Here is a 22179-nt window from a genome sequence, read left to right as displayed (position 1 = left end):
AGGATGCTTGCGGATGCAACTCGATAAATTACGAGGACGAGAGCTCGATCAGCTGTTTGAGGCGATTTTGAAGCTCGATACACTCGAAGATTGTTATCAACTATTTGAAGATTTAGCGACCGTGAACGAAGTGCAGGCGCTCGCCCAACGGCTAGAAGTGGCCCGCCAAATTCGTGAAGGTAGCACGTACCATAAAATTGAAGAAGCGACAGGAGCTTCGACGGCCACGATTTCCCGCGTCAAGCGTTGCTTGAACTACGGGTCAGGCGGCTATGATCTTGCCCTTGAACGTCTACAACAATCAGAAGGTGACTCGTAAGAGTCATCTTGTTTTTGATGGGAGAGGAGGGGCGAGATGCAAGACAAGTTTATGAAGCGAAATTTACAGCTGTTCTTTCGGAAGCTGACACCGGTCCAGACACTCGTGTTGATTTATAGCGCGGCGGTCGTGTTGGCCGTCATTTTGCTCGCTTTACCGATTGCGCGACAACCGGGCGTCTCGATCACGTTCACCGATCTCGTCTTTTTCGCGGTCAGCTGTGTCAGCGTCACCGGATTGACCCCGATCGTCGTGACCGATACGTTCTCGACGTTCGGATTATTTATCATCTTGTTCATCGTTCAAGTGAGCGGGGTCGGGTTGATCAGTCTTCACGTCATCATGTGGATCTTGCTTGGCAAGCGCATCGGTTTTCGCGAGCGCCAGCTGATTTTACGTGACCAAAACCAGACGTCGATGTCTGGAATCGTCAAGTATATCACCGAGATTGTCATCACCGTTATCGCGATTGAAGCGGTCGGTGCGGTGTTGCTTGGGGTCCATTACTTAAATTACTTCGATACGGCCAGCGAGGCGTTCCTGCAAGGCCTGTTCGGTTCGATCAGTGCGACGACGAACGCCGGCTTCGACATCACCGGCAGCTCGCTCGCACCATTCCGGGAAGACCCGTTCGTCATCTTCACCCAAATCGCGCTCATGACCGGCGGTGCCATCGGGTTCCCGGTCCTCGTCGAGATTCGCACGTATTTGACGAACCGAATCATTCGGAAGCGCGAGAATTTCCCACGCCGGTTCTCACTGTTCACAAAACTGACGGTATCGACGTTCTTCATCTTGATTGCCATCGGGACCGTCGGTTTGTTCCTGTTTGAGTATGATAACGCGTTCAAAGAGTTGCCGCTCTGGCTCGCACTCTCGGACTCGTTGTTCCAGTCCGTGACGACGCGAAACGGGGGGTTGTCGACCGTCGATGTCAACTTGTTCTCGGAAGGCAGCATGTTGCTGCTCTCGATTCTGATGTTCATCGGGGCGTCACCGTCCTCGGTCGGTGGGGGGATTCGGACGACGACGTTCGCCGTCGCCGTGCTCGGGGTCGTCGCGTTCATTCGCGGGGACTCGTCCATTAAAATCTTCGGACGTGAGATCGTGCTTGAGGACATTTGGAAAGCGTTCGTCATCATTACCGTGTCTCTGGCCGTCCTGTTGACCGGGGTCATGGTGCTGACGTTCTTCGAAGACGCATCGCTCACGCGTATCTTGTTCGAGGCGTGCTCGGCGTTCGGAACGACCGGGTTGTCGGTCGGGCTATCGTCCGAATTTAGTAACGTCGGCAAGTGGGTGCTCACCATTTTAATGTTCATTGGACGCATCGGTGTCATCGCCTTCATCTTGATTTTGCAGCGGAGACAGCCGAAACGGATGTACAACTATCCGAAAGAATCAATCATCTTAGGGTAAGGAGATCAGAACATGAAAGCTTTTTGGATCAATTTCGGTTACGTGTTCGCCGTCCCGGTGTTGCCGTTCATCGCGGTTGTGAACGGAACGGCGCTCTGTTCACCGGATTCTCCGCTACTTGATATTCCCGTGCTCGGCTTTTTCTTGGCGAATCCGCTCTGGTTCATCCCGGTGTACGGGCTGTTCGCTCTGCTCGTCGCCAAGTGGATGACGGCCCGCGAACGAAAGACGCACGCGAGACGTGCTTGAGACTTGCCTCGGCAAGTCTTTTTTTGTTCAACAGATGCAAGTGGCGGGAAAAATCGCTACACTAGAGAAGGTATCGAAGGGGAGGGAAGCCGAATGGATTTTCAATCGTGGCGCCACGTGTTTAAACTAGATCCGAATAAACCGCTCGATGATTCGGCGCTCGCGGCGCTCATCCGCTCCGGTACGGACGCCTTCCTCATCGGAGGGACCGACGGGGTCGATGCGGAGAACACATTCGCGCTCTATGCCCGACTCGAAGGGTGCGGCATTCCGCTCGCGCTTGAGATGAGCCATCCCGAGCAAGTGGTTCGAGGCTTCGATCACTATTTTATTCCGACCGTCCTGAATGCAGGAACTGTCGACTGGCTCATCGGTCATCAAGTGAAGGCGTTTGAACGACACGGACACTTGTTTCATGACCAGGTGACCGGACAAGGCTATATCGTCTTGAACCCGGACGCGAAAGTGGCCCGTGTGACCGAGGCGAAAACCGACCTTTCCATCGAAGAGGCGGTCGCTTACGCAGAAGCCGGTCATCGCTTGTTCCGCTTGCCTTCGCTTTACGTGGAGTATAGCGGCACACTGGGATCCGTCGAGCTCGTCAAAGAAGTACGTTTGGCGGTGCCGGACGCCCACTTGTTTTATGGGGGCGGCATCACTGATTTTGAATCAGCTCAGACGATGGCCGCATACGCGGACACGATCGTCGTCGGTAATGTGATTTATGACAATTTCGAAGGAGCGCTTGCGACTGTCGCAGCACTTCGATAAAATAAGAACAAACGTTTGGTTGGAGAAAGGAAACGATTATGTATAACTTGAGTGAAGAACTAGTCAAAGGCATGAACCCTCCGCAAGCGGAGGCGGTCAAATATACGGACGGGCCGCTCCTCATCATGGCCGGGGCAGGGTCTGGGAAAACACGTGTCTTGACGCATCGCGTCGCCTACTTGATGGCGTCGAAACAAATCGCGCCGTGGAACATTCTCGCGATTACGTTCACGAACAAAGCGGCCCGCGAGATGAAAGACCGGATCGCCCGCCTCGTCGGCGGTGTCGCGGACGATATTTGGATTTCGACGTTCCACTCGATGTGCGTCCGGATTTTGCGCCGCGACATCGATCGTATCCGCTATGACCGGAACTTCTCGATTCTCGACTCGTCCGATCAGTTGACGGCAATCAAGCAAGTGCTCAAAGAGCTGAACCTTGACCCGAAAAAATATGAGCCGCGGACGCTCCTCGGCATGATCTCGAACCATAAGAACGAACTCCGCACGCCGCAAGACGCGGCTGGACTCGTCGGTAACAACCCATACGAGAAAGTCATCTCGGACGTCTATACGGCGTATGAGAAAAAGTTGAAGCAAAACAACGTGCTCGACTTTGATGACTTGATCATGAAGGCGATTCAGCTGTTCCAAGAAGCGCCGGACGTGCTCGCGTTTTATCAGAAGAAGTTCCAATACATCCATGTCGACGAGTATCAAGATACGAACCGGGCCCAATACACGCTCGTTAAACTGCTCGCGCAAGCGCATGAGAACTTGTGTGTCGTCGGTGACTCGGACCAGTCGATCTATCGCTGGCGCGGGGCCGATATCGCCAATATCTTGACGTTTGAGAAAGATTACCCGAGTGCGCACGTCATCTTGCTCGAACAAAACTATCGGTCGACGAAACGGATTTTGGAAGCGGCGAACGGTGTCATTCAAAACAACTCGAGCCGAAAAGATAAGAAGCTATGGACCGAGAACGTCGAAGGGGAGAAACTGCTCCTTCACGTCGCCTCGGATGATCGAGATGAAGCGTTCTTTATCATCAACCAGATGAAAGAACTCCGTCAAGAGGGTGTCGATTACGGCGAAATGGCCGTTCTGTATCGGACGAACGCTCAATCGCGTGGACTTGAAGAGATGCTCCTCAAGTCGAACATCCCGTATAAGATGGTCGGCGGGACGAAGTTCTATGAACGAAAAGAAATCAAAGACATTTTGGCGTATTTGCGCTTGATCGCCAACCCGGACGAGGACATCTCCTTCGTCCGTGTTGTCAACGAACCGAAGCGCGGCATCGGCGCCGCGACGGTCGATAAGCTCGGCGACTTCGCCGGGATGCAAGGTGTGTCGCTCATGGAAGCGATTCGTGACATCGAACTGTCGGGCATTGCCCCACGCACAGCGACGAAGCTTGCCGAGTTCCGTCAATTGATGGTCGATTTGCGTCAAATGGCCGACTACTTGTCGATTTCCGAATTGATTGAAGAAGTGCTGAAGAAGTCAGGCTACGAAGAGATGCTCAAAATCGAGAAGACGCTTGAAGCCGAGAGCCGCCTCGAGAACTTGCAAGAGTTCCTCTCAGTCGCCCAAAACTTCGAGAAAGAGAGTGACGAGCAGACACTCGTCGCCTTCCTAACCGATTTGACGCTCGTCTCGGACCTCGACACGCTCGAAGAAGTCGACGAGTTGCACCAAGTCACACTCATGACGCTCCACTCAGCCAAGGGACTTGAGTTCCCGGTCGTCTTCTTGATTGGGATGGAAGAAGGGTTGTTCCCACACAGCCGTGCCTTGAACGATCCGGAAGAGATGGAAGAAGAACGTCGCCTCGCCTACGTCGGGATCACACGGGCCGAGAAACGTCTCTATTTGACGCGGGCCCAGTCTCGGATGTTGTACGGTCGTTTCCAAAACAACCCGGAATCGCGCTTCTTGCACGAGTTGCCAGAGACGCTCTTGGAGCGTTCGGGCAAAGCGAAAAAGGCGATGCCATGGAATCCGGTCGAGTCGCCGGGGAAACTTCCGGTGAACGGCTTCAGCTCGAAACCAAAACCGAAGCTCGCCCAGTCGTCCGGCGCCGAATCGATCGGTTGGAACGTTGGGGATAAGGCCAATCATAAAAAATGGGGTCAAGGCACGGTCGTCCAGACGCGTGGCGAAGGCGATCAGCTCGAACTCGATATCGCTTTCCCTGCAGTCGGCATCAAGCGCCTGCTCGCCAAGTTTGCCCCAATCGAAAAAGCGTGAGGTGATCATATGGAGATGGCAGAACGTGTTGAAGCGATTCGTCAAAAGTTAAACCAATACGGATATGAATATTATGTGCTCGACCGCCCGAGTGTCCCGGATTCTGAATACGACCGCCTCATGAACGAATTGATTGAAATCGAGACGGACTATCCGGAACTTCGGAGTCCAGACTCTCCGACGCAACGGGTCGGCGGTGCCCCGCTCGATGCGTTCGTCAAAGTGACGCATGATACGCCGATGCTCTCGCTCGGGAACGTGTTTTCTAAAGAAGAGCTCGTCGAATGGGTCGAACGCATCGAGAAAGATCTCGGTTACAGTCCGCTCTTCGTCGCCGAGCTCAAGTTTGACGGGCTCGCTGTGTCACTGAAATACGAAGACGGTCGGCTCGTCCGTGGCGCGACGCGCGGTGACGGGACGACCGGAGAAGACATCACGCAAAACTTGAAGACGATCCGCTCGATTCCGCTCCGGTTGAACGAGGACGTCACGTTCGAGGTGCGCGGTGAGGCATATATGCCGAAACGGTCGTTCGAACATTTGAACGACGAGCGAGAACGTCTTGGAGAACCTTTATTCGCCAACCCGCGCAATGCGGCGGCAGGTTCGCTCCGGCAGCTCGACTCGAAAATCGCGGCGTCGCGAAATTTGGCGTTCTTCGCCTACGGGCTCGTCTCGACGGACGACCTCGTCGCCTCACATGACGAGTCGCTCGCGTATTTGCGCCGTCTTGGCATCGCCGTCAGCCAAGAATACACGACGTGTCATACGGCCGATGAGTTATGGGGCTATATCGAAACGTATGTGACGAAGCGGTCGGAGCTACCATATGAGATTGACGGCATCGTTATTAAAGTCGCAGCTTACGAAGAGCAAGAACAGCTCGGCTTCACGGCGAAGAGTCCGCGTTGGGCCGTCGCGTATAAGTTCCCGGCTGAAGAAGTCGTGACGACGATTGAAGACGTCGATTTCAGTGTCGGGCGGACCGGAAAAGTCACGCCACGCGCACGGTTCGCACCAGTCTCGGTCGCCGGGTCGACCGTGACGTATGCGACGCTCCATAACGAGGACTTCATTGTAGAGAAGGACCTTCACATCGGGGACCGTGTCGTCATCAAGAAAGCCGGCGATGTGATTCCAGCCGTCGTCTCGGCGCTCGTCAGTGAGCGGACCGGGGAGGAGACGGAAATCGTCTTCCCGACGCATTGTCCAGCTTGTGAATCTGAACTCGTGCGTTTAGAAGGAGAGGCGGACCACCGCTGCGTCAATCCGGAATGCCCGGCCCAACTGCTCGAAGGGTTGATTCATTTCGTGTCACGCCCGGCGATGAACATCGATGGGCTCGGCGAGAAAGTGATCACACAACTCCACGCGTCTGGGCTCGTTCATAACGTGGCCGACCTGTACCGTCTCGACCGGGACGCGCTCCTCGAGCTCGACCGGATGGGCGAAACGTCGGTGACGAACTTGCTCGCGGCGATTGAGCAGTCGAAACAGAACTCGCTCGAGCGCGTCTTGTTCGCGCTCGGTATCCGCCTCGTCGGACAAAAAGCGGCCGCGTTGATTGCGGAACGGTTCGAGACGATGGAAGCGGTCATGGAGGCATCGATCGACGACTTGACGTCAATCGATGGTATCGGTACGAAGATGGCTGAATCGATCGGCTTATACTTTGAGAAGCCGGAAGCTCGTGACCTCGTTCGTGACCTCGGCGCGGCAGGTGTCAACCTGACGTTCAAAGGTACGAAACGACCGGTCGCTGACGCTGATGCGCCGCTCGCCGGGAAGACAGTCGTTTTGACCGGGAAACTGCATGAGATGACGCGCGGAGAAGCCGGTAAGCAGCTCGAATTGCTCGGTGCGAGTGTCACGGGAAGCGTCAGCAAGAACACCGACCTTCTCGTCGCCGGCGAGAAAGCCGGGTCGAAACTGACGAAAGCCGAATCGCTTGGCATCGAAGTGTGGGACGAGGCGGCGTTGCTCGCCTTCTTGTCAGAACAATCTTGAAGGAAAGGTCTTCCGTGTGGAAGGCCTTTTTTCATTGACCTAATTTTCAACCGTTTTAGGATGGCGTCGGATTCGTGAGAACGTGCGAAGGGTAATGAATAGTATCTACAAATACTTTTTGACACCAAGAACTCACACCACGACTCGCGCACAATCATCCTCTATCCCTCTCCCGTGCCGGAGCGTGTCATCGCAAACTTTCGTCACAGTTTGGCAGACACCTTAGAGGAGGGGAGCATCATGCGAAACACTAACCGACGCATCTTTGAACTCATCACATTCGTCCTCGTATTGATTGGCATGTGGGCACCGAATGGCCTTTACGCGAACACGACGATGACACCGACTCCAATTTACGCACAAATTGATTTGAGCCCTGAAGAAATCGAAGCGTACGATGACGCAAGCCTGATTTACGACGACGTGACGTACTACGGGGCGCGTGAATCGTCAACGATTTGGCGGTTCATGGTGGATGCGGCCGACGTTGACGTTACGACCATCGATCAAGTCACGTTATATAATGGTGAGGGCGTTCCTTATTCGTTCCCGGACGCCGTCTATGCATTTCATGTTGAGGAACTTGCGGGCGAGTCGACTGAGCCGGGTGATGATGGAACGGAGACGGTTCCGGACGTTGAAACAACGGTCGAGCCTCCGCTCGTTGAACCAGAGCCATCGCCAGAAGAACCTGTCACAGAAGAAGTGACCATACCCTCCGCTACCCCAGTAGTTGCCATCAATCAATTGGTGCTCGGTGCAGACGGGCTAATCGAGCGTGTGTTAGGCGGAGATTTAGTGACGTATCGCCTCGTCATCGATGTGACGGGCACCCCTGTCGAGAATTTTTCCGTATCCAACACGGTCCCGGAAGCGTTGACCGTCGTCGCGGACTCGGTTGAAGTTCTCGGTCCGGAAGGTTCGGTACCTCCGACGACCGTGAGTGGACCACCCGCCTTCGATTGGACGTTTCCGACGATACCGGTCGGGACGACGACAATCCAGTTCGATGTGTTCGCACCAGACGTGACAGATGAGACGGTGGTGACGAATACGTTTTGTATCGGTGTTGAAGGAGCAGATGAATTGATTCCGGCCGAATGTGCCGAGGCGACCGTCACGGTCGTACCGAATGAGACGATTGGTCTCGAGGTCGGTAAAGAGGCAAATATTGATCAAGCCGTCGTCGGCGGAGTGATTCCGTATACGTTCGTCATCGAGAACACAGGCGAGACGGCGCTCACGATCACCTCCATCAAAGATGAGTTCTTTAGCGGCGACATCGATGCTGACAAGGTCGAAGCATTCAATGCCGACGTGCGTGAGCAGTTGATGGCGCTCATCGGGGAGAACGGCCTCGCGGCAGGTGAACGCGTCGAGGCGACGGTCAACTTAACAATCCCGAGCGACTATGACCGGACGAACGCTCCTGAGATCGGGAACGTGTTCCGGGTCGGTGCGACCGATTCCTATGGACGGGTCGTCGATGCCGAGAGTCAACAGATCGTCTTATTGAACCAAGCTGATTTCACGGTCACGAAAGTGGCGAGCCCAGGGACGGTGCACCCGGGCGAGGCGATTCGCTATACGTATACAATCACAAACACGTCGAATGTCACCTTGTACTTTGTCGATGTCATCGATGAATGGACGAGCGGGGCGTTGACGACCAAAGAACAGCGCGAGACGACCGAGACGCTTCGAGACGGCATGCAGGCTCTCGCTGAAGTCGAGAACGGACTCATCCCAGGTGAGGAAGTCGTGCTTGAAGTGGAGAAAGTGTTGTTACCATCCTATGATGTGCGAGCGGGCGCAGTACTGACGAACCGGACGACGTTCACGTTCGAGGTCAATCGTGAAGCGCGTGTGTCCCGAACGGCCGAGGCGACGGTGCATGTGAAACAAGCCATCCCGGAACCTGAACGCGACGAATCTGTGTATGTGCCTGAACCGACGACCCCGGTGACACCTGACCAAGCGACGCTACCGATGACAGGTTCGACGGAAACGTGGGGGACGATCATTGGTCTCGTTTTAATCGTGCACGGGCTCTTGTTCGTGACGCATCGGCACCGTCCATCCACAAAAGCATGATCGCAGGCGCCCCCCGACACGAGTCGGGGGGTGCTTTTCTTTGAATCGGGACTGATTCCGCTTCGACACTTTTTTCGACGGACGATTTTGTTATAATGGACGAAGTGTAACGAATCGAATCATCAAAGGAGTTCAGACATAGATGAAATGGAAACAATTGATTATCCCAGCTCTCGCCGCGACGGTTTTCCTCGGCGGGTGCTCGATGAAAATCCCGATGGGGGAAGAGGAAGTCACACCGACGGGTGAAGAGACGGCAGCCGAAGGCGTCACAGAAGCGATTCAAGCGCGTGATTCATATTACCAGATGGTCATTCCATTTAAACCGGCGGCAGCCCGAGGTTTGGCCCAGCGCCAAGTGAGCTCGTCGCTCGAACTTGAAGAAGTCGAACTCGGCCTTATGCGTCATTCGACCGGTGCGTTCAAACCGGAAAACTATGCGTATCAAGAAGGACAGCTGTTGACGAGCGAAGATGTCTCGCGTCTGCTCGGACGTAAGGACAAGACGGCAGAAGGGCTCGTACCGCTCAACCCGGCGTATGCGAACGGCACGGCCGAAGTGGCCGAAGACGAGTTCGTCGAGGAGAATAAAAAGTCGCCACTCTATTTGGCGTCGCTCGTCGAACAGAACTATATGACGAAGACGGATAACGGCTATCAACTCGGCGGCGTTTCGTTCGCTTTGATTTTGAACCGGGAGTACGTGTTCCAAGCGCCGAACTTCGGTCCGACGTATACGGAGAAGCTTGACGAGAAGAAAGTCATTGCCGAAGGAGAGCGTATGGCGAATGAACTCGTCGCCCAGTTGCGCAAGCGTGAGGACTTCAAAGATCTCGATATCAACGTCGCATTGTATATGAAAGCGTCGCAAGGGTCACCGACGCCGGGGAACTATGTCAAATCGGCATTCGTTGGCACGGCTGGCGAGGTGACAGCGAGTGATTGGAAAGATGTCGACGAGACGTATTATTACTTCCCGTCCGCCAAAGCGACGACGGAAGTGCGCGATGACGCTCAAAAATTCTCCCTCTTCAGCGACCGAATCGCTGATGTGTTCCCAGATTTCAGCGGGATGATCGGGAAAGGTTTTTATCAGAACGGGGAATTGTCACGGATTGAGATCGATATTCCGATCCAGTTCTATAGCCGGGCCGAACTCGTCGGCTTCACGCAGCACGTCGTCGGCCTGCTCGAGAACCGCTGGGAATACAACCGGAACGTACCCGTCCGGATTAACGTCACCTCGCTCGGTGGCGAACAAGAAGTGACGATCGTGTTTGAAGAGGGCATGGATAGTCCGAAAGTATATTTCTAACCGATAAGAAGGCATCGTGATGAAACGAATGCCTTCTTTTTTTCGTATGACAAGTAACGAGGAAATTCTTTGACCTTCTTTGACCAAATCGGTAGAATAGACTTAACAGAATCGGGAAAGGGATAGGTGAGGTGAAACGAGATGGCAAAAAACTATTATGACGTCCTTGGCGTGCCGAAGCAGGCATCCGACCAAGACATAAAACGAGCGTATCGAAAGTTGGCAAAACAATACCATCCGGACGTGAATAAAGACCCGGGTGCCCAAGACAAGTTCAAAGCAATCCAAGAGGCTTTCGATGTGTTGAGCGATCCTGACAAAAAAGCGAACTATGACCGTTACGGAAGTCCGGAAGGGCCGACGTTCGGTGGAGGGTACAGTGGTGATGGGTACGGGGAAGGATCGGCCCAATTCGAGGACTTGTTCCGTCAATTCGGCGGTGGGTCACGAACGACGTCGCGCACATTCGGTTTTGAGGATATGTTCGGCAGCTTCTTTGACCAGGCGGTCGAAGAAGACCTCGATGAGACGGTCCGAGTCAATGTCCCACTCAGTCAGTTGACGAGTGATGCCAAAGTGAGCCTGCGCCTACAGACGGGGACGGTCAACGTCAAAATCCCGCAAGGCGCCCATGAAGGACAAAAGCTGCGGCTCAAAGGCAAGAGCAGTAAAGTCGGACAGTCGGGCGATCGAGGCGATGTGTACGTCGAGCTCCACTTCACCGATGACGACACGTACCGGCGCGAAGGGGCGAACGTCATCACCGTCAAACGGTTGCGTCCGCTCGCTTTCCTCGACGGCGCGGAAGTCGTCGTGGCGACACTCGATGGTGGTCGGGTCAAGCTGAAAGTCAAACCGGGGTCGCGGCCTGGTCAACGGATGCGCATCCCGGGACGTGGATTCATGACCGCTTCGAAAGTCCGATCGGATCTATTCGTCCAACTTGAAGTCGATTTGCCGCTAGACGCCGCCCACCGATCTGTTTACGAACAACTCGAACGCTGAGCCTAAGGAGGAAGCAGAATGGATTTCAATCGATTTACCGATAAAGCACATGAAGGCATCGTCAGCTCGCAGGCACTTGCGAAACAGTACCACCATAGCGAGATGAACGAATGGCACGTCTTGGCGTCGATGATCTCACAAACGGACGGCATCGCGCCGCTCTTACTGCAAAAAATGGAACTGAGTGTCGCTGATATCGAGGCCGAGGTCGCGATGGCGCTCAAGAACGCACCGAAACTTCAAACACCGACGACGCCGATGATCTCGGCCTCGTTGTTGAACGTGTTGACGACGGCGGAACGTGAAGCGACAGGGATGAGTGATGAATACGTCTCGGTCGAGCATATCCTGCTCGGGATCATTATGAATAAGAGTCAAGCACAGAACATGCTCGAGCGCAAAGGTGTGACCGAGGAGAGATTGCGTGAGGCACTCGTCGCCGTCCGAGGCAATCGACGGATCACGTCGAAATCACCGGAAGCGACGTATGACGTCTTGACGAAATATGGACGCGACTTGATCCAAGAAGTGAAGACCGGCAAAATCGATCCCGTCATCGGGCGCGATAGCGAGATTCGGCGTGTCATCCGCATCTTGAGCCGGAAGACGAAAAACAACCCGGTCTTGATCGGGGAACCAGGCGTCGGGAAAACGGCGATCGTCGAAGGGCTCGCCCAACGCATCGTCCGCGGCGATGTGCCGGAGAGCTTGAAAGACAAAACGATTTTCAGTCTCGATATGAGTTCGCTCGTCGCCGGGGCCAAATATCGCGGCGAGTTCGAAGAGCGGCTCCAAGCCGTCTTGAACGAAGTGAAAGAAGCGGAAGGGAAAATCATCCTCTTCATCGATGAACTGCACACAATCGTCGGGGCCGGTAAGTCCGAAGGTGCGATGGACGCCGGGAACATGCTCAAACCGATGCTCGCCCGCGGTGAACTCCACTGTATCGGTGCGACGACACTCGATGAATATCGGCAATATATCGAGAAAGATCCAGCGCTCGAGCGCCGCTTCCAACAAGTGCTCGTCGACGAACCGGACGTCGAAGACACGGTGTCGATCTTGCGTGGATTAAAAGAGCGCTTCGAGATTCACCACGGTGTCCGCATTCACGACAACGCGCTCGTCGCAGCGGCCGTGTTATCGAACCGCTATATCACCGACCGGTTCATGCCGGACAAGGCGATCGATCTCGTCGACGAATCGTGTGCGATGATTCGGACGGAGATGGAATCGATGCCGGCCGAGCTCGATGAACTCGTGCGCCGCGTCATGCAACTCGAAATCGAAGAGGCGGCCCTGAAGAAAGAGAGCGATGACGCCTCGAAGAAACGACTCGATGCGCTGCAGCAAGAGCTCGCCTCAATCCGCGAACAGTCGGACGCGCTCCGACTCCGCTGGGAAAACGAGAAAGAGTCGACCCATCGTGTCCAACATATCCGTGGGGATTTAGAAAAAGTGAAACTTGAACTGCAAGAAGCCGAGAGCCGTTACGATTTGAACCGGGCCTCCGAGCTCAAATATGGCCGCATCCCGGAACTCGAACGCGAGCTTGCAGAAGCAGAGCGGCTTGCTGGTTCGGTGACACGTGAACTCGTTCGGGAAGAAGTGACCGAGGAAGAAATCGCCGAGGTCGTCTCGAAATGGACGGGCATCCCTGTGACGAAATTGACCGAAGGAGAACGAGATAAGTTGCTCAACCTCGAGACGGTGCTCCATCAACGCGTCTTCGGACAAGACGATGCGATTCGGCTCGTCAGCGACGCCGTCATTCGGGCTCGGGCCGGCATCAAAGATCCGAACCGTCCGATCGGCTCGTTCTTGTTCCTCGGACCGACCGGTGTCGGGAAGACCGAGCTCGGGAAAGCGCTCGCCGAAGCGATGTTCGACTCGGAGGACCATATCGTTCGCCTCGACATGAGCGAGTATATGGAGAAACACGCCGTGTCGCGTCTCGTCGGGGCACCTCCGGGTTATATCGGCTATGAAGAAGGCGGCCAGTTGACGGAAGCGGTCCGCCGCAACCCGTACTCGGTTCTCCTGCTCGACGAGGTCGAGAAAGCGCACGCCGATGTGTTCAATATCTTGCTGCAACTGCTCGACGATGGTCGCTTGACCGACTCACACGGGCGTGTCGTCGACTTCAAAAACACGATCGTCATCATGACGTCGAATATCGGGGCCGACATCTTGCTCGAAGCGGCGAAAGATGGCGTCATCGATGAGGCGGAAGAACGCCAAGTCATCGAGCGGCTCCGCCGCCACTTCCGTCCCGAGTTTTTGAACCGGGTCGATGAGACGATTTTGTTCCATCCGCTCACGCGGGCTCAAATCGGCCAAATCGTCGAAAAAGCGGTCGCACGCATGGGCAGTCGCTTGACGGCGCGCTCGATTCAAATCGAGATCACGGATGCCGCGAAGGTGTTCATTGCTGACGAGGCGTATGAGCCACAGTTCGGGGCCCGTCCGATCAACCGGTACGTACAACGGACGATTGAGACGAAACTCGCCCGTAGCATTCTCGCCGGAGATATCGAGGACGGCCAGACGGTCGTCATCGACGTCGAGAACGACGAGTTGACGCTTCGTCCCGCGACGGTCACTCACTGAATAACGAAAGAGCGCTGGCTGACGCCGGCGCTCTTTGTTTATGCAATCGGTTCGGGTTGATAGACGCAGTACGGTTCCTCGGCCTTATAGTCGCCGGTGACGGCATAAGCGCGGGCCCGAGATCCTCCGCAGACGTATCGATATTCACAGTAGCCGCATTTCCCGTGGTGTGTATCAGGGTCACGCAGCGATTGGAAGACCGGGTGGTGCCGATAAATCTCAGCGAGCGGTGTCTCTTTCACGTTGCCGCACGTGATCGGCAAAAAGCCGGACGGCTGGACGTCGCCCGTATGCGAGATGAACACGAAGCCGTTCCCGTCGTTCGTGCCGCGGGGCGCCTTGGCGAGGTCGTCATGCGGATGGCCGATGGGCGGCAACCCAACTTGTTTTCGCTTCAAATTCTCTTGCCGGGCGATGCGCCGATAAAACTGGGCTTCGGTCGTCGAGATGATGAACGGGACGTGCTCTTGCAACGCGAACGCCCAACGGAGTACATCTTCATGCCGTTCTGGCGAGATCGGTTGGAGGAGTGACCCGCGACCGGTCGGCACGAGGAAGAACAACGTCCATACCGAGACGCCGAGTTCACCGACGAGTTTGGCGATTTCCGGGAGTTGGTCGACGTTATACTCCGTGACCGTCGTATTGATTTGGAATGACATCCCTTCTTCTCGGAAGTAAGAGATGCCACGCAGCGTCCGTTCGAAACTGCCACGCGTACCCCGGAAGTAGTCGTGTGATTTGGCGTCCGGACCGTCGAGTGAGAACGCCCAGCGCGTCAAGCCGGCGTCTTTCGCCCGTATGACGGCGTCATGGGTCACACGAGGTGTCGCCGACGGGGTCATCGACACACGCATGCCGAGCGAGGCGGCATATTCGGTCAGTTCGAACAAGTCCTCACGCATGAGCGGGTCGCCCCCGGTGAAGACGAGAATCGGATTATCCATCGCCTGGATGTCTCGGATGAGTGCCTTGCCTTGCTCGGTATCGAGTTCACCCGGATACCGATGGAACTGGGCCTCGGCTCGGCAATGGACGCACGATAGCGCACAGGCACGTGTTACTTCCCAGATGACGATGAATGGATTTTCGTTGTAGTCGACTCGTTTCATACGGACACCGCCTGTCTCGCCATCACCCGGGAGACGGCCTGTTTGGCCGAGTCGACGCAGTCGGGGAGACCGACGCCATGCAAGATGGCGCCGCATGCCTCGATCCCGTCGAGTGTGGACAGCTGCTCTTCGAAAGCGCGCACGTATTGTTTATGTCCGACCTCATATTGCGGCATCGTATCGATGTGCCGTTCGACTTTTGTGAAAATCGGGGTACCGACGTGTTCAATCTTCCGCAGTTCACGCAGCGCGAAGTCGGCGATGGTCTCGTCGGATTCCGTCAACAAATCGGGAACGAACTCAGATCCGATGTAGACGCGTAAGAGCGCCTTATGTTTTGGTGCCATGTGGGGCCACTTCTTATGCATCCAACTGCAGGCCGTCAAGGCGTTCCCTTCCGCTTTGGCGATGACGTAACCGGTCCCGTCGAGTGACGTGACCTCTTTTTCATCGAACGCCGCGAGCACGGTGATGGAAGACGTCCGTTTCAACTCGGACAATTTTTCTGCTTCCGGGAGACCGAGGATCGGACCTAGCGCATTCGGCGAAGTGGCCAAAATGATGCCGTCGAACGACTCGGTCGTCCCGTCGGCGAGGGTGACTTCATGGGGCCGGACCGACGCGACCTTCGTCTCTGTATAGAGGCGGTCAATCGACGGGCGAAGCGCCTCGATGAGGACGCCGAGACCTTGCTGAAGGGATAGAAACTTCCCGGCTTCACGTGGCTTGACGCCGGCTTGAACAGGTGGTGTCAATGCTTTCATACCGAGAATCAGGCTGCGTGTTTTTTGTTCAATCGTGATAAACTGAGGGAAAGTAGACTCGATGCTCATATCGTCGAGCGTCCCGTTGTAGATTCCCGAGAGAAGCGGTTCAATCATCGCATCGACGACTTCTGATCCGAGCCGGGTCCGGAAGAATTTGTCGAGCGAGATGTCTGTCCCCGTATAGACGCGTGGCAGCACGAGGTCCATCCCGGCCCGAAGTTTACCGCGCCACGTGAACAAATCGGTCTTGACCATCGGCCAAAACTTGGTCGGGATGCCCATGACCGATCCGTCCGGCATTTGTCGAAGCTGTTGGCGGACATAAATGTACGATGTCCCGGTCATCGACCGGACGAGATGGTCGTCGAGTCCGAGCTCGGTGATCAGTTCGGTCAATGTCGGTTTTCGGGCCATGTATCCGTCCGGTCCGCATTCTAAGACGAAGCCGTCTTGATAGACGGTCTTGATTTTTCCACCGATTCGATTGCTCGCTTCGTACATGGTGACGTGCGCCCCGGCTTGTTTCGCGTAATAGGCGGCGGCCATGCCTGTAATTCCTCCACCGATAATTGCAATTTTGTTCAATCCATTCACCCATTTCTATGTAGTGTTCTTCCTAACGGTACCGAGAATATTGACGTAGACATAGGATAAGTCTCACATGGTTCTAGACAAATTCGTCACGATTGGGAAGGAGAGGCTCCATATGGTTTGGTTCGGCATAACGGCGACAGTCGTCGTGGTCGGCATTATCGCCTTCATCGCATCGATGAATCGGTACGGGGAGAAGCTCGACGGAGATGAAGACAGCCCGTCGGTCCTTTGGGCTGATGAGGAATGGTATAAGCCAGAAAAGGAAGACGGACCACTTGATGGTTAACCGTCTTCGAATATGATAAGATGACCCGGTTGAAAACTATCGGACATGGGGTGATTGGATGAACGTATTGGAACAACAGTTGGCGCATTTGGTCGATGAGTGTCGTCCGTACACAGCACAAGGGAAAGTCGCCGACTATATTCCTGAGCTCGCGCATGTACAGGATGATTTGCTCGGCGTGGCGATTTGTTTGCCTGATGGTTCATATATTCATGCGGGGGACGTCCACCATAAGTTCACAATCCAAAGCGTCTCGAAGGCGTTGACGCTCTGTTACGTCTTGATGGAGTTTGGAGAAGATTACGTGTTCTCGAAAGTCGGGATGGAGCCGACCGGCGACGCGTTCAATTCGATTGCCAAGCTTGAAGAGACGGTGCCATCAAAGCCGCTCAATCCGATGATCAATGCAGGGGCGCTCGCTGTCACGAGCATGATTTTAGGGGACACGGCGGAACTGAAAATCTATCAGTTCCGCCAGTTTTTGGCGACGTTGCTCGACGTGCCGGTGGAGGAAATCACGTATAACGAAAAAGTCGCCCGCTCAGAATACGAGACGACCGACTTGAACCGGGCCTTGCTCTATTTCATGCGCCATCACGGGATTGTCGAGGGTGATGTCGATGAAATCATCGACGTGTACACAAAGCAGTGTGCGATTGAGATCGATTGCTTTGACTTGGCCCGCATTGGCCGAATTTTGTCGGGCAACGGGGAAGACCCGGTCACGGGCGAAGAGCTGATCCCGCGTCGCGTCGTCCGAATCGTCAAAGCGATCATGACGACGTGCGGCATGTACGATGCGTCGGGGGAATTTGCCGTCCGTGTCGGTCTTCCGGGAAAGAGCGGAGTGTCCGGGGCCATCCTTGCGACCGGAAAACACGAGCTCGGACTGAGCGATGTCGGCTTCGGGATTTTCGGACCGGCGCTCGACTCGAAAGGGAACTCGATTGCCGGGATGAAACTGCTCGAACTGCTCGTCGAGCGCTACACGTCCCGCTAAAGCTGGATGGCATCGACCGATTCGTTGAGCCGAAATTGCAGCTCGTGCACGACTTGTTCGTAATCGTCGGCCAAGGCGGCGGGCGGTGTGAAATCGCTCCAACGCAATAACAGTTGATGGCGGTCGTTCATGTCGCCGAGCTCGGTCTGGAGCCGCTTCAGTTTTTGAATTTGATCTTTTGAGGCTTTCGTCTCATAGTTCAATAAGTACTCGTTCAAATAGCGCTCGCGTTTCACGGCGAGCCTGACCTTGTGGAGTGTCTCGAGCCGGTCGGACATCTCCGTCGCGTCGTGATGGGCGTCGATCCGTCGTTTGCGGTCGCTCCTCGCTTTATCGATAAATGACGAGGCGTCCTGCTTTTTGAAGGCACGGAACAACTGTCCGCCGATAAAGCGGCGAACTTGTTGGTCGAGCGATGGGGTCATCTTCTCCGTGACGCGCGTATTTAAAATCGTGCGGTCTTTGGCGCGGCTCGCTTCGACGTGATCGGCGAAAGCCTGCTCGAGCTCGGTCTCGACAGCGAGCCCTTCGAGAAGAACGTCCCCGTCACGCACTGCACCGAGCGCCTCCATCAACTGTTTCAACTGACGATACGTGGAAGGTTTCGTGTCGTACAGTTGCATGAACGTCAATAGTTTCCGAAGATGGACCCGCGCTTGGTGGATGTCTTCGCTGTTTTGGAACGTGAGCGCCTCGGTCATATAATGATTGAACGTGTTCCACGTCTCCAAAAGCTCGTATTTTAATTTCTCCGCATTCCGTTGATTCATTCTAATTTTTCCTTTCTGAAATGAGATGAGGTTGTCCATGTATCAAACACATTCACTTAATGAAAAAATTAAACTGTTCTTCACCATCTTCTTCCCGATTTTGGTGACACAAGTGTCCTTTTACTTAATCAGCTTTTTTGACACGGTCATGTCAGGCCGTGCCGGTGCCGTCGATTTGGCAGGTGTCGGCGTCGGGTCGAGTCTATGGATGCCCGTCTATACGGGGTTAAGCGGGATTTTGCTCGCTGTCGCACCAATCGTCGCGCAGGCGCTCGGGGCACGCAACATCCAACAGATTCAACGGACACTGTATCAAGGTGTTTACTTAGCGATCGGGTTGAGCGTCGCGACGCTCGTTCTCGGCTTCTTTCTCGTCCCAAGCGCTGTCGACGGCATGGGGCTGAGTGAAGAAGGCAAACGGATTGCCAAAGGGTATTTGCTCGCACTCGGATTCGGAGTATTGCCGATGTTTTTGTTCAACGTGCTGCGCACACTCATGGACTCGCTCGGCAAAACACGAATTTCGATGCTGCTTATATTATTAGGGTTACCCATTAACGTCGGGTTAAACTACATCTTCATCTTTGGAAAACTTGGTGTGCCGGCATACGGCGGTGTCGGGGCCGGGATTGCCTCGGCGATCACCTACTGGTTGCTGTTCTTTATGGCGTTCGCGTTCGTCCGGAACGGAAAACCGTTCCTCGAATATCGCTTCCTGCGCTCGGTGGAACGTCTTATGTGGCCGAGACAAAAAGAGTTGCTCAAGCTCGGCACGCCGATCGGTCTCGCCATTTTTGCCGAAGTCAGCATCTTCGCGGCAGTGACATTGCTCCTTAGTGCCTATGGTGACAATATCGTCGCGGCCCACCAAGCGGCCATCAACTTCGCCTCGTTCGTCTATATGTTGCCGTTGTCGGCATCGAGCGCGCTCACCATCGTCGTCGGGTACGAACTCGGGGCCGGGCGACTGAAGGATGCGGTGCGCTATGCTAAAATCGGGATTGTACTCTGTCTGGCCGTCTCGCTCTTCTCGGGTGGTCTTTTGTTCTGGCAAAATGAACGGGTTGCCGCGATTTATACGAACGACGCGGCCGTCGTGGAACTCGCGGCCCACTTCATGATCTTCGCGGTCTTTTTCCAACTGTCGGATGCGGTCGCCGCACCGATTCAAGGGATTTTGCGTGGCTTCAAAGACGTGAACGTGACGCTCGTGTTGTCGCTTATCGCCTATTGGGTGATTGGTCTCCCGCTCGGCTATACACTCGCCGAACAGTTCGGCTTCGGACCGGATGGTTACTGGATCGGGTTGATCGCAGGTCTTGCGGCAGGCGCCGTCTTGTTGTTCATGCGTCTCATTCATATCGTCAAACGGTATGAGGGGAAACCGCTCATGAACGAGAACTCATAACCTGCAAAAGTTGACGTCACTGACGTCAACTTTTGTTGTTTTAGGCATGAATAAGTCGGGCAAAGGATTGAGGGAATCAATCCTTTTTACAAAACAAAATTGGTCTATACAACTATACTGATTTTTGTTATGATGACGATGAAGCTACTTGAGGAAAGGTGGATGACCAATCATGGTGATTATCAACGCACATATCGTTTCGGGGGACAAGACATGGGAACGAGGATATATCCGGTTCGACGGAGCGACGATTGAGAGCGTCGGTTCGATGAATGAGTATAGAGCAGAAGGTGAGACGGAGCTCGATGTGGACGGGGCGCTTGTGACGCCGGGCATGATCGACGTTCATATCCACGGCGGGTATGACGTCGACACGATGGATGCGGATGAAGACCGATTGCGTCATCTTGCCAAGTCGATGCTTGCTGAAGGAGTGACATCATTCTTTGCGACGACGATTACGCAGTCACCGACTGCCATCACGAAGGCGCTACAATCAGCCCGGACTGTCATCGAGGCGGGAGACACGTCGCTCGTCGGCATCCATCTAGAAGGACCGTTCGTCAACGTCGATAACGCGGGGGCGCAACCGGCAGAATATATTATCGACCCCGACGCGGAGCAGTTCCGGACATGGCAACAGGAGGCCGGCGGTCACATCCGTCTCGTCACGTATGCACCGGAACGTCCAGGGGCACGTGAGCTCGAACGAGCGATGCTTGAGACCGGGGCAATCGGGTCGACCGGGCACACGAACGCCACGTTCGCCGAGAACAAGGAAGCGAACGTCAAACATGCGACGCACTTATACAATCAGATGCGCGGACTTCACCATCGGGAGCCGGGAACGGTCGGCTATTGTTTATTGGAGCGGGACGTCATGGTCGAAATCATTCCAGACGGGATTCACAGCCGTCACGAGATGGTCGACTTCGCCTATCGCATGAAAGGGGCGGACGGGCTCGTCGTCATTACGGACGCAATGCGGGCGAAGGGGCTTCCGGACGGCCGCTATGAACTCGGAGGCCAACCGGTCATCGTTGCGGACGGGGCAGCCCGCCTTGAAGCCGGAAATTTGGCCGGTAGCGTCTTGACGATGGACGCGGCGTTCCGAAACGTGGTCACGTTCACAGGATGCACATTACCTGAAGCGGTGAAGATGACGTCGGCGAACCAAGCGCGTGAATTCGGATTGACGAACAAAGGATCGATTGCGGCTGGCTTTGATGCGGACCTCGTCATTTGGGACGATGCGCTGTCGGTCACGACAACGATTCTTCAAGGACGTATCGCTTATTCGAAGGAGGATATGGAATGAACATACTAGTTGCGAAAACACCGACAGATGCAGAAACGATCGCTTATACACTCATCACTGAACGATTGGCCGGGAAACGAGAGTTCGTGCTCGGGCTGGCGACGGGGAGCACGCCGGTCGGCATGTATCAGATGTTCAAACGTGACAAGCTTGACTGCAGTCATGTCACAAGCGTCAATTTAGATGAGTACATCGGACTCGCACCGAGTCATCCGCAAAGTTATCATCACTTTATGGAAGAGCGCCTGTTCAATGACGTCCCGTTCAAAGAGAGCCATGTGCCTCGTGGTGACGCGGAAAATCCGGAAGCGGAAGCGGCACGATACGAACAGCTCGTCCGGTCGATCGGGGTCGATCTTCAATTGCTCGGCATCGGAGAGAACGGACATATCGCCTTCAATGAGCCGGGTACCGCGCTCGATGCGAAGACGCACGTGACCGAACTGACCGAGTCGACGCGGGAAGCGAACCGTCGTTTCTTTGACACGATTGAAGAAGTGCCGACACATGCCATCACGATGGGGCTCGATACGATCATGAACGCGCGAGAAATTGTACTCGTCGCAACAGGTGATCGTAAAGCGGAAGCCGTGCACCACATGATTGAGAGCGTACCGACGATCGAGTGGCCGGCTTCCATCTTACAGGCGCATCCAAGCGTCACCATCGTTCTCGACGCCGAAGCGGCTTCAGGATGCAGTGACGTGTTACAGGCACGTGGCAGCGAAGCGGCCGACCGATTCTTTTCCATCCGAGCTTAACGACCTGGAGACAAGTGTCTCCAGGTTTTTTTATGGCCAACTGTGGGAAATTGTATGGAAATGGATTTGTAATCAAAACGTTTTCGACAAAAGTCGAGGATTCCTCTATAATAGGTGAA

Annotated in this window: 18 protein-coding genes; 15 read left to right on the top strand and 3 right to left on the bottom strand. The window is 54.9% G+C overall.

Going from position 1 to position 22179, the window contains the following annotated elements; translation table 11 throughout:
• The first annotated feature begins 13 nt into the window (after positions 1-13).
• From KNP75_RS13705 to clpB, 10 genes are all read left to right on the top strand, one after another.
• Complete coding sequence (locus KNP75_RS13705) at positions 14-319, top strand: YerC/YecD family TrpR-related protein (RefSeq protein WP_034781303.1); 306 nt, start codon at positions 14-16, stop codon at positions 317-319.
• A 36-nt stretch (positions 320-355) separates the two neighbouring features.
• Complete coding sequence (locus KNP75_RS13700; protein WP_052090282.1) at positions 356-1738, top strand: TrkH family potassium uptake protein; 1383 nt, start codon at positions 356-358, stop codon at positions 1736-1738.
• A gap of 12 nt (positions 1739-1750) precedes the next feature.
• Positions 1751-1987 (top strand): hypothetical protein, encoded by a 237-nt coding sequence (locus KNP75_RS13695; protein ID WP_215190647.1) that lies wholly within the window; start codon positions 1751-1753, stop codon positions 1985-1987.
• A gap of 93 nt (positions 1988-2080) precedes the next feature.
• Positions 2081-2758 carry a heptaprenylglyceryl phosphate synthase gene (gene pcrB, locus KNP75_RS13690; protein WP_214797637.1) on the top strand — a complete coding sequence of 226 codons (678 nt, stop codon included), beginning with the start codon at positions 2081-2083 and terminating at the stop codon, positions 2756-2758.
• 38 nt (positions 2759-2796) lie between these two features.
• Positions 2797-5013, top strand: coding sequence for a DNA helicase PcrA (gene pcrA, locus KNP75_RS13685; protein ID WP_034781291.1), 2217 nt, complete (start codon positions 2797-2799; stop codon positions 5011-5013).
• Between the two features lie 9 nt (positions 5014-5022).
• Positions 5023-7020, top strand: a complete 1998-nt coding sequence (ligA, locus tag KNP75_RS13680) for an NAD-dependent DNA ligase LigA (RefSeq protein ID WP_215190646.1) — start codon at positions 5023-5025, stop codon at positions 7018-7020.
• 240 nt (positions 7021-7260) lie between these two features.
• Positions 7261-9114, top strand: a complete 1854-nt coding sequence (locus KNP75_RS13675) for a DUF7507 domain-containing protein (RefSeq protein ID WP_215190645.1) — start codon at positions 7261-7263, stop codon at positions 9112-9114.
• Positions 9115-9256: 142 nt separating this feature from the next.
• Positions 9257-10429: a CamS family sex pheromone protein gene (locus KNP75_RS13670; RefSeq protein ID WP_215190644.1), complete on the top strand. Its 1173-nt coding sequence runs from the start codon at positions 9257-9259 to the stop codon at positions 10427-10429.
• Positions 10430-10570: 141 nt separating this feature from the next.
• Positions 10571-11434 carry a DnaJ C-terminal domain-containing protein gene (locus KNP75_RS13665; protein WP_034781282.1) on the top strand — a complete coding sequence of 288 codons (864 nt, stop codon included), beginning with the start codon at positions 10571-10573 and terminating at the stop codon, positions 11432-11434.
• Between the two features lie 18 nt (positions 11435-11452).
• Positions 11453-14044: an ATP-dependent chaperone ClpB gene (gene clpB / locus KNP75_RS13660; RefSeq protein ID WP_034781279.1), complete on the top strand. Its 2592-nt coding sequence runs from the start codon at positions 11453-11455 to the stop codon at positions 14042-14044.
• Between the two features lie 38 nt (positions 14045-14082).
• Here clpB and KNP75_RS13655 read toward each other — a convergent pair whose 3' ends face one another.
• Positions 14083-15156, bottom strand: a complete 1074-nt coding sequence (locus KNP75_RS13655) for a TIGR04053 family radical SAM/SPASM domain-containing protein (protein WP_215190643.1) — start codon at positions 15154-15156, stop codon at positions 14083-14085.
• On the bottom strand, positions 15153-16517 hold the full coding sequence (gene hemG, locus KNP75_RS13650; RefSeq protein ID WP_215190642.1) for a protoporphyrinogen oxidase: 1365 nt from the start codon (positions 16515-16517) through the stop codon (positions 15153-15155). The genes KNP75_RS13655 and hemG overlap by 4 nt, the downstream gene beginning before the upstream one ends.
• Before the next feature lie 112 nt (positions 16518-16629).
• Here hemG and KNP75_RS13645 point away from each other — a divergent pair, with 112 nt between their 5' ends.
• Together KNP75_RS13645 and glsA are read left to right on the top strand one after the other, a co-directional pair.
• On the top strand, positions 16630-16803 hold the full coding sequence (locus KNP75_RS13645) for a hypothetical protein (protein ID WP_167491852.1): 174 nt from the start codon (positions 16630-16632) through the stop codon (positions 16801-16803).
• A gap of 58 nt (positions 16804-16861) precedes the next feature.
• Positions 16862-17803: a glutaminase A gene (gene glsA, locus KNP75_RS13640; protein ID WP_034781271.1), complete on the top strand. Its 942-nt coding sequence runs from the start codon at positions 16862-16864 to the stop codon at positions 17801-17803.
• Here the strand turns inward: glsA and KNP75_RS13635 are convergent.
• Positions 17800-18573 (bottom strand): CHAD domain-containing protein, encoded by a 774-nt coding sequence (locus KNP75_RS13635; protein WP_215190641.1) that lies wholly within the window; start codon positions 18571-18573, stop codon positions 17800-17802. The two genes, glsA and KNP75_RS13635, sit on opposite strands and share 4 nt — an antisense overlap.
• 37 nt (positions 18574-18610) lie before the next feature.
• Here KNP75_RS13635 and KNP75_RS13630 point away from each other — a divergent pair, with 37 nt between their 5' ends.
• From KNP75_RS13630 to nagB, 3 genes are all read left to right on the top strand, one after another.
• Positions 18611-19981 (top strand): MATE family efflux transporter, encoded by a 1371-nt coding sequence (locus tag KNP75_RS13630; RefSeq protein WP_034781269.1) that lies wholly within the window; start codon positions 18611-18613, stop codon positions 19979-19981.
• A gap of 172 nt (positions 19982-20153) precedes the next feature.
• Positions 20154-21299 carry an N-acetylglucosamine-6-phosphate deacetylase gene (gene nagA, locus KNP75_RS13625; protein ID WP_215190640.1) on the top strand — a complete coding sequence of 382 codons (1146 nt, stop codon included), beginning with the start codon at positions 20154-20156 and terminating at the stop codon, positions 21297-21299.
• Positions 21296-22060 carry a glucosamine-6-phosphate deaminase gene (gene nagB, locus KNP75_RS13620; protein WP_215190639.1) on the top strand — a complete coding sequence of 255 codons (765 nt, stop codon included), beginning with the start codon at positions 21296-21298 and terminating at the stop codon, positions 22058-22060. The genes nagA and nagB overlap by 4 nt, the downstream gene beginning before the upstream one ends.
• The last annotated feature ends 119 nt before the right edge of the window (positions 22061-22179 follow it).

The organism is Exiguobacterium sp. s6 (assembly GCF_018618155.1).
Classification (GTDB): domain Bacteria; phylum Bacillota; class Bacilli; order Exiguobacteriales; family Exiguobacteriaceae; genus Exiguobacterium; species Exiguobacterium mexicanum_A.
This window is presented reverse-complemented; position numbering and strand designations above follow the sequence as displayed.

Excerpts from the sequence above, each read along its gene's own strand:
- KNP75_RS13705 (WP_034781303.1), top strand. The coding sequence starts at position 14 with ATGCAACTCGATAAATTACGAGGACGAGAGCTCGATCAGCTGTTTGAG.
- KNP75_RS13700 (WP_052090282.1), top strand. The coding sequence starts at position 356 with ATGCAAGACAAGTTTATGAAGCGAAATTTACAGCTGTTCTTTCGGAAG.
- KNP75_RS13695 (WP_215190647.1), top strand. The coding sequence starts at position 1,751 with ATGAAAGCTTTTTGGATCAATTTCGGTTACGTGTTCGCCGTCCCGGTG.
- pcrB (WP_214797637.1), top strand. The coding sequence starts at position 2,081 with ATGGATTTTCAATCGTGGCGCCACGTGTTTAAACTAGATCCGAATAAA.
- pcrA (WP_034781291.1), top strand. The coding sequence starts at position 2,797 with ATGTATAACTTGAGTGAAGAACTAGTCAAAGGCATGAACCCTCCGCAA.
- ligA (WP_215190646.1), top strand. The coding sequence starts at position 5,023 with ATGGAGATGGCAGAACGTGTTGAAGCGATTCGTCAAAAGTTAAACCAA.
- KNP75_RS13675 (WP_215190645.1), top strand. The coding sequence starts at position 7,261 with ATGCGAAACACTAACCGACGCATCTTTGAACTCATCACATTCGTCCTC.
- KNP75_RS13670 (WP_215190644.1), top strand. The coding sequence starts at position 9,257 with ATGAAATGGAAACAATTGATTATCCCAGCTCTCGCCGCGACGGTTTTC.
- KNP75_RS13665 (WP_034781282.1), top strand. The coding sequence starts at position 10,571 with ATGGCAAAAAACTATTATGACGTCCTTGGCGTGCCGAAGCAGGCATCC.
- clpB (WP_034781279.1), top strand. The coding sequence starts at position 11,453 with ATGGATTTCAATCGATTTACCGATAAAGCACATGAAGGCATCGTCAGC.
- KNP75_RS13655 (WP_215190643.1), bottom strand. The coding sequence starts at position 15,156 with ATGAAACGAGTCGACTACAACGAAAATCCATTCATCGTCATCTGGGAA.
- KNP75_RS13645 (WP_167491852.1), top strand. The coding sequence starts at position 16,630 with ATGGTTTGGTTCGGCATAACGGCGACAGTCGTCGTGGTCGGCATTATC.
- glsA (WP_034781271.1), top strand. The coding sequence starts at position 16,862 with ATGAACGTATTGGAACAACAGTTGGCGCATTTGGTCGATGAGTGTCGT.
- KNP75_RS13635 (WP_215190641.1), bottom strand. The coding sequence starts at position 18,573 with ATGAATCAACGGAATGCGGAGAAATTAAAATACGAGCTTTTGGAGACG.
- KNP75_RS13630 (WP_034781269.1), top strand. The coding sequence starts at position 18,611 with ATGTATCAAACACATTCACTTAATGAAAAAATTAAACTGTTCTTCACC.
- nagA (WP_215190640.1), top strand. The coding sequence starts at position 20,154 with ATGGTGATTATCAACGCACATATCGTTTCGGGGGACAAGACATGGGAA.
- nagB (WP_215190639.1), top strand. The coding sequence starts at position 21,296 with ATGAACATACTAGTTGCGAAAACACCGACAGATGCAGAAACGATCGCT.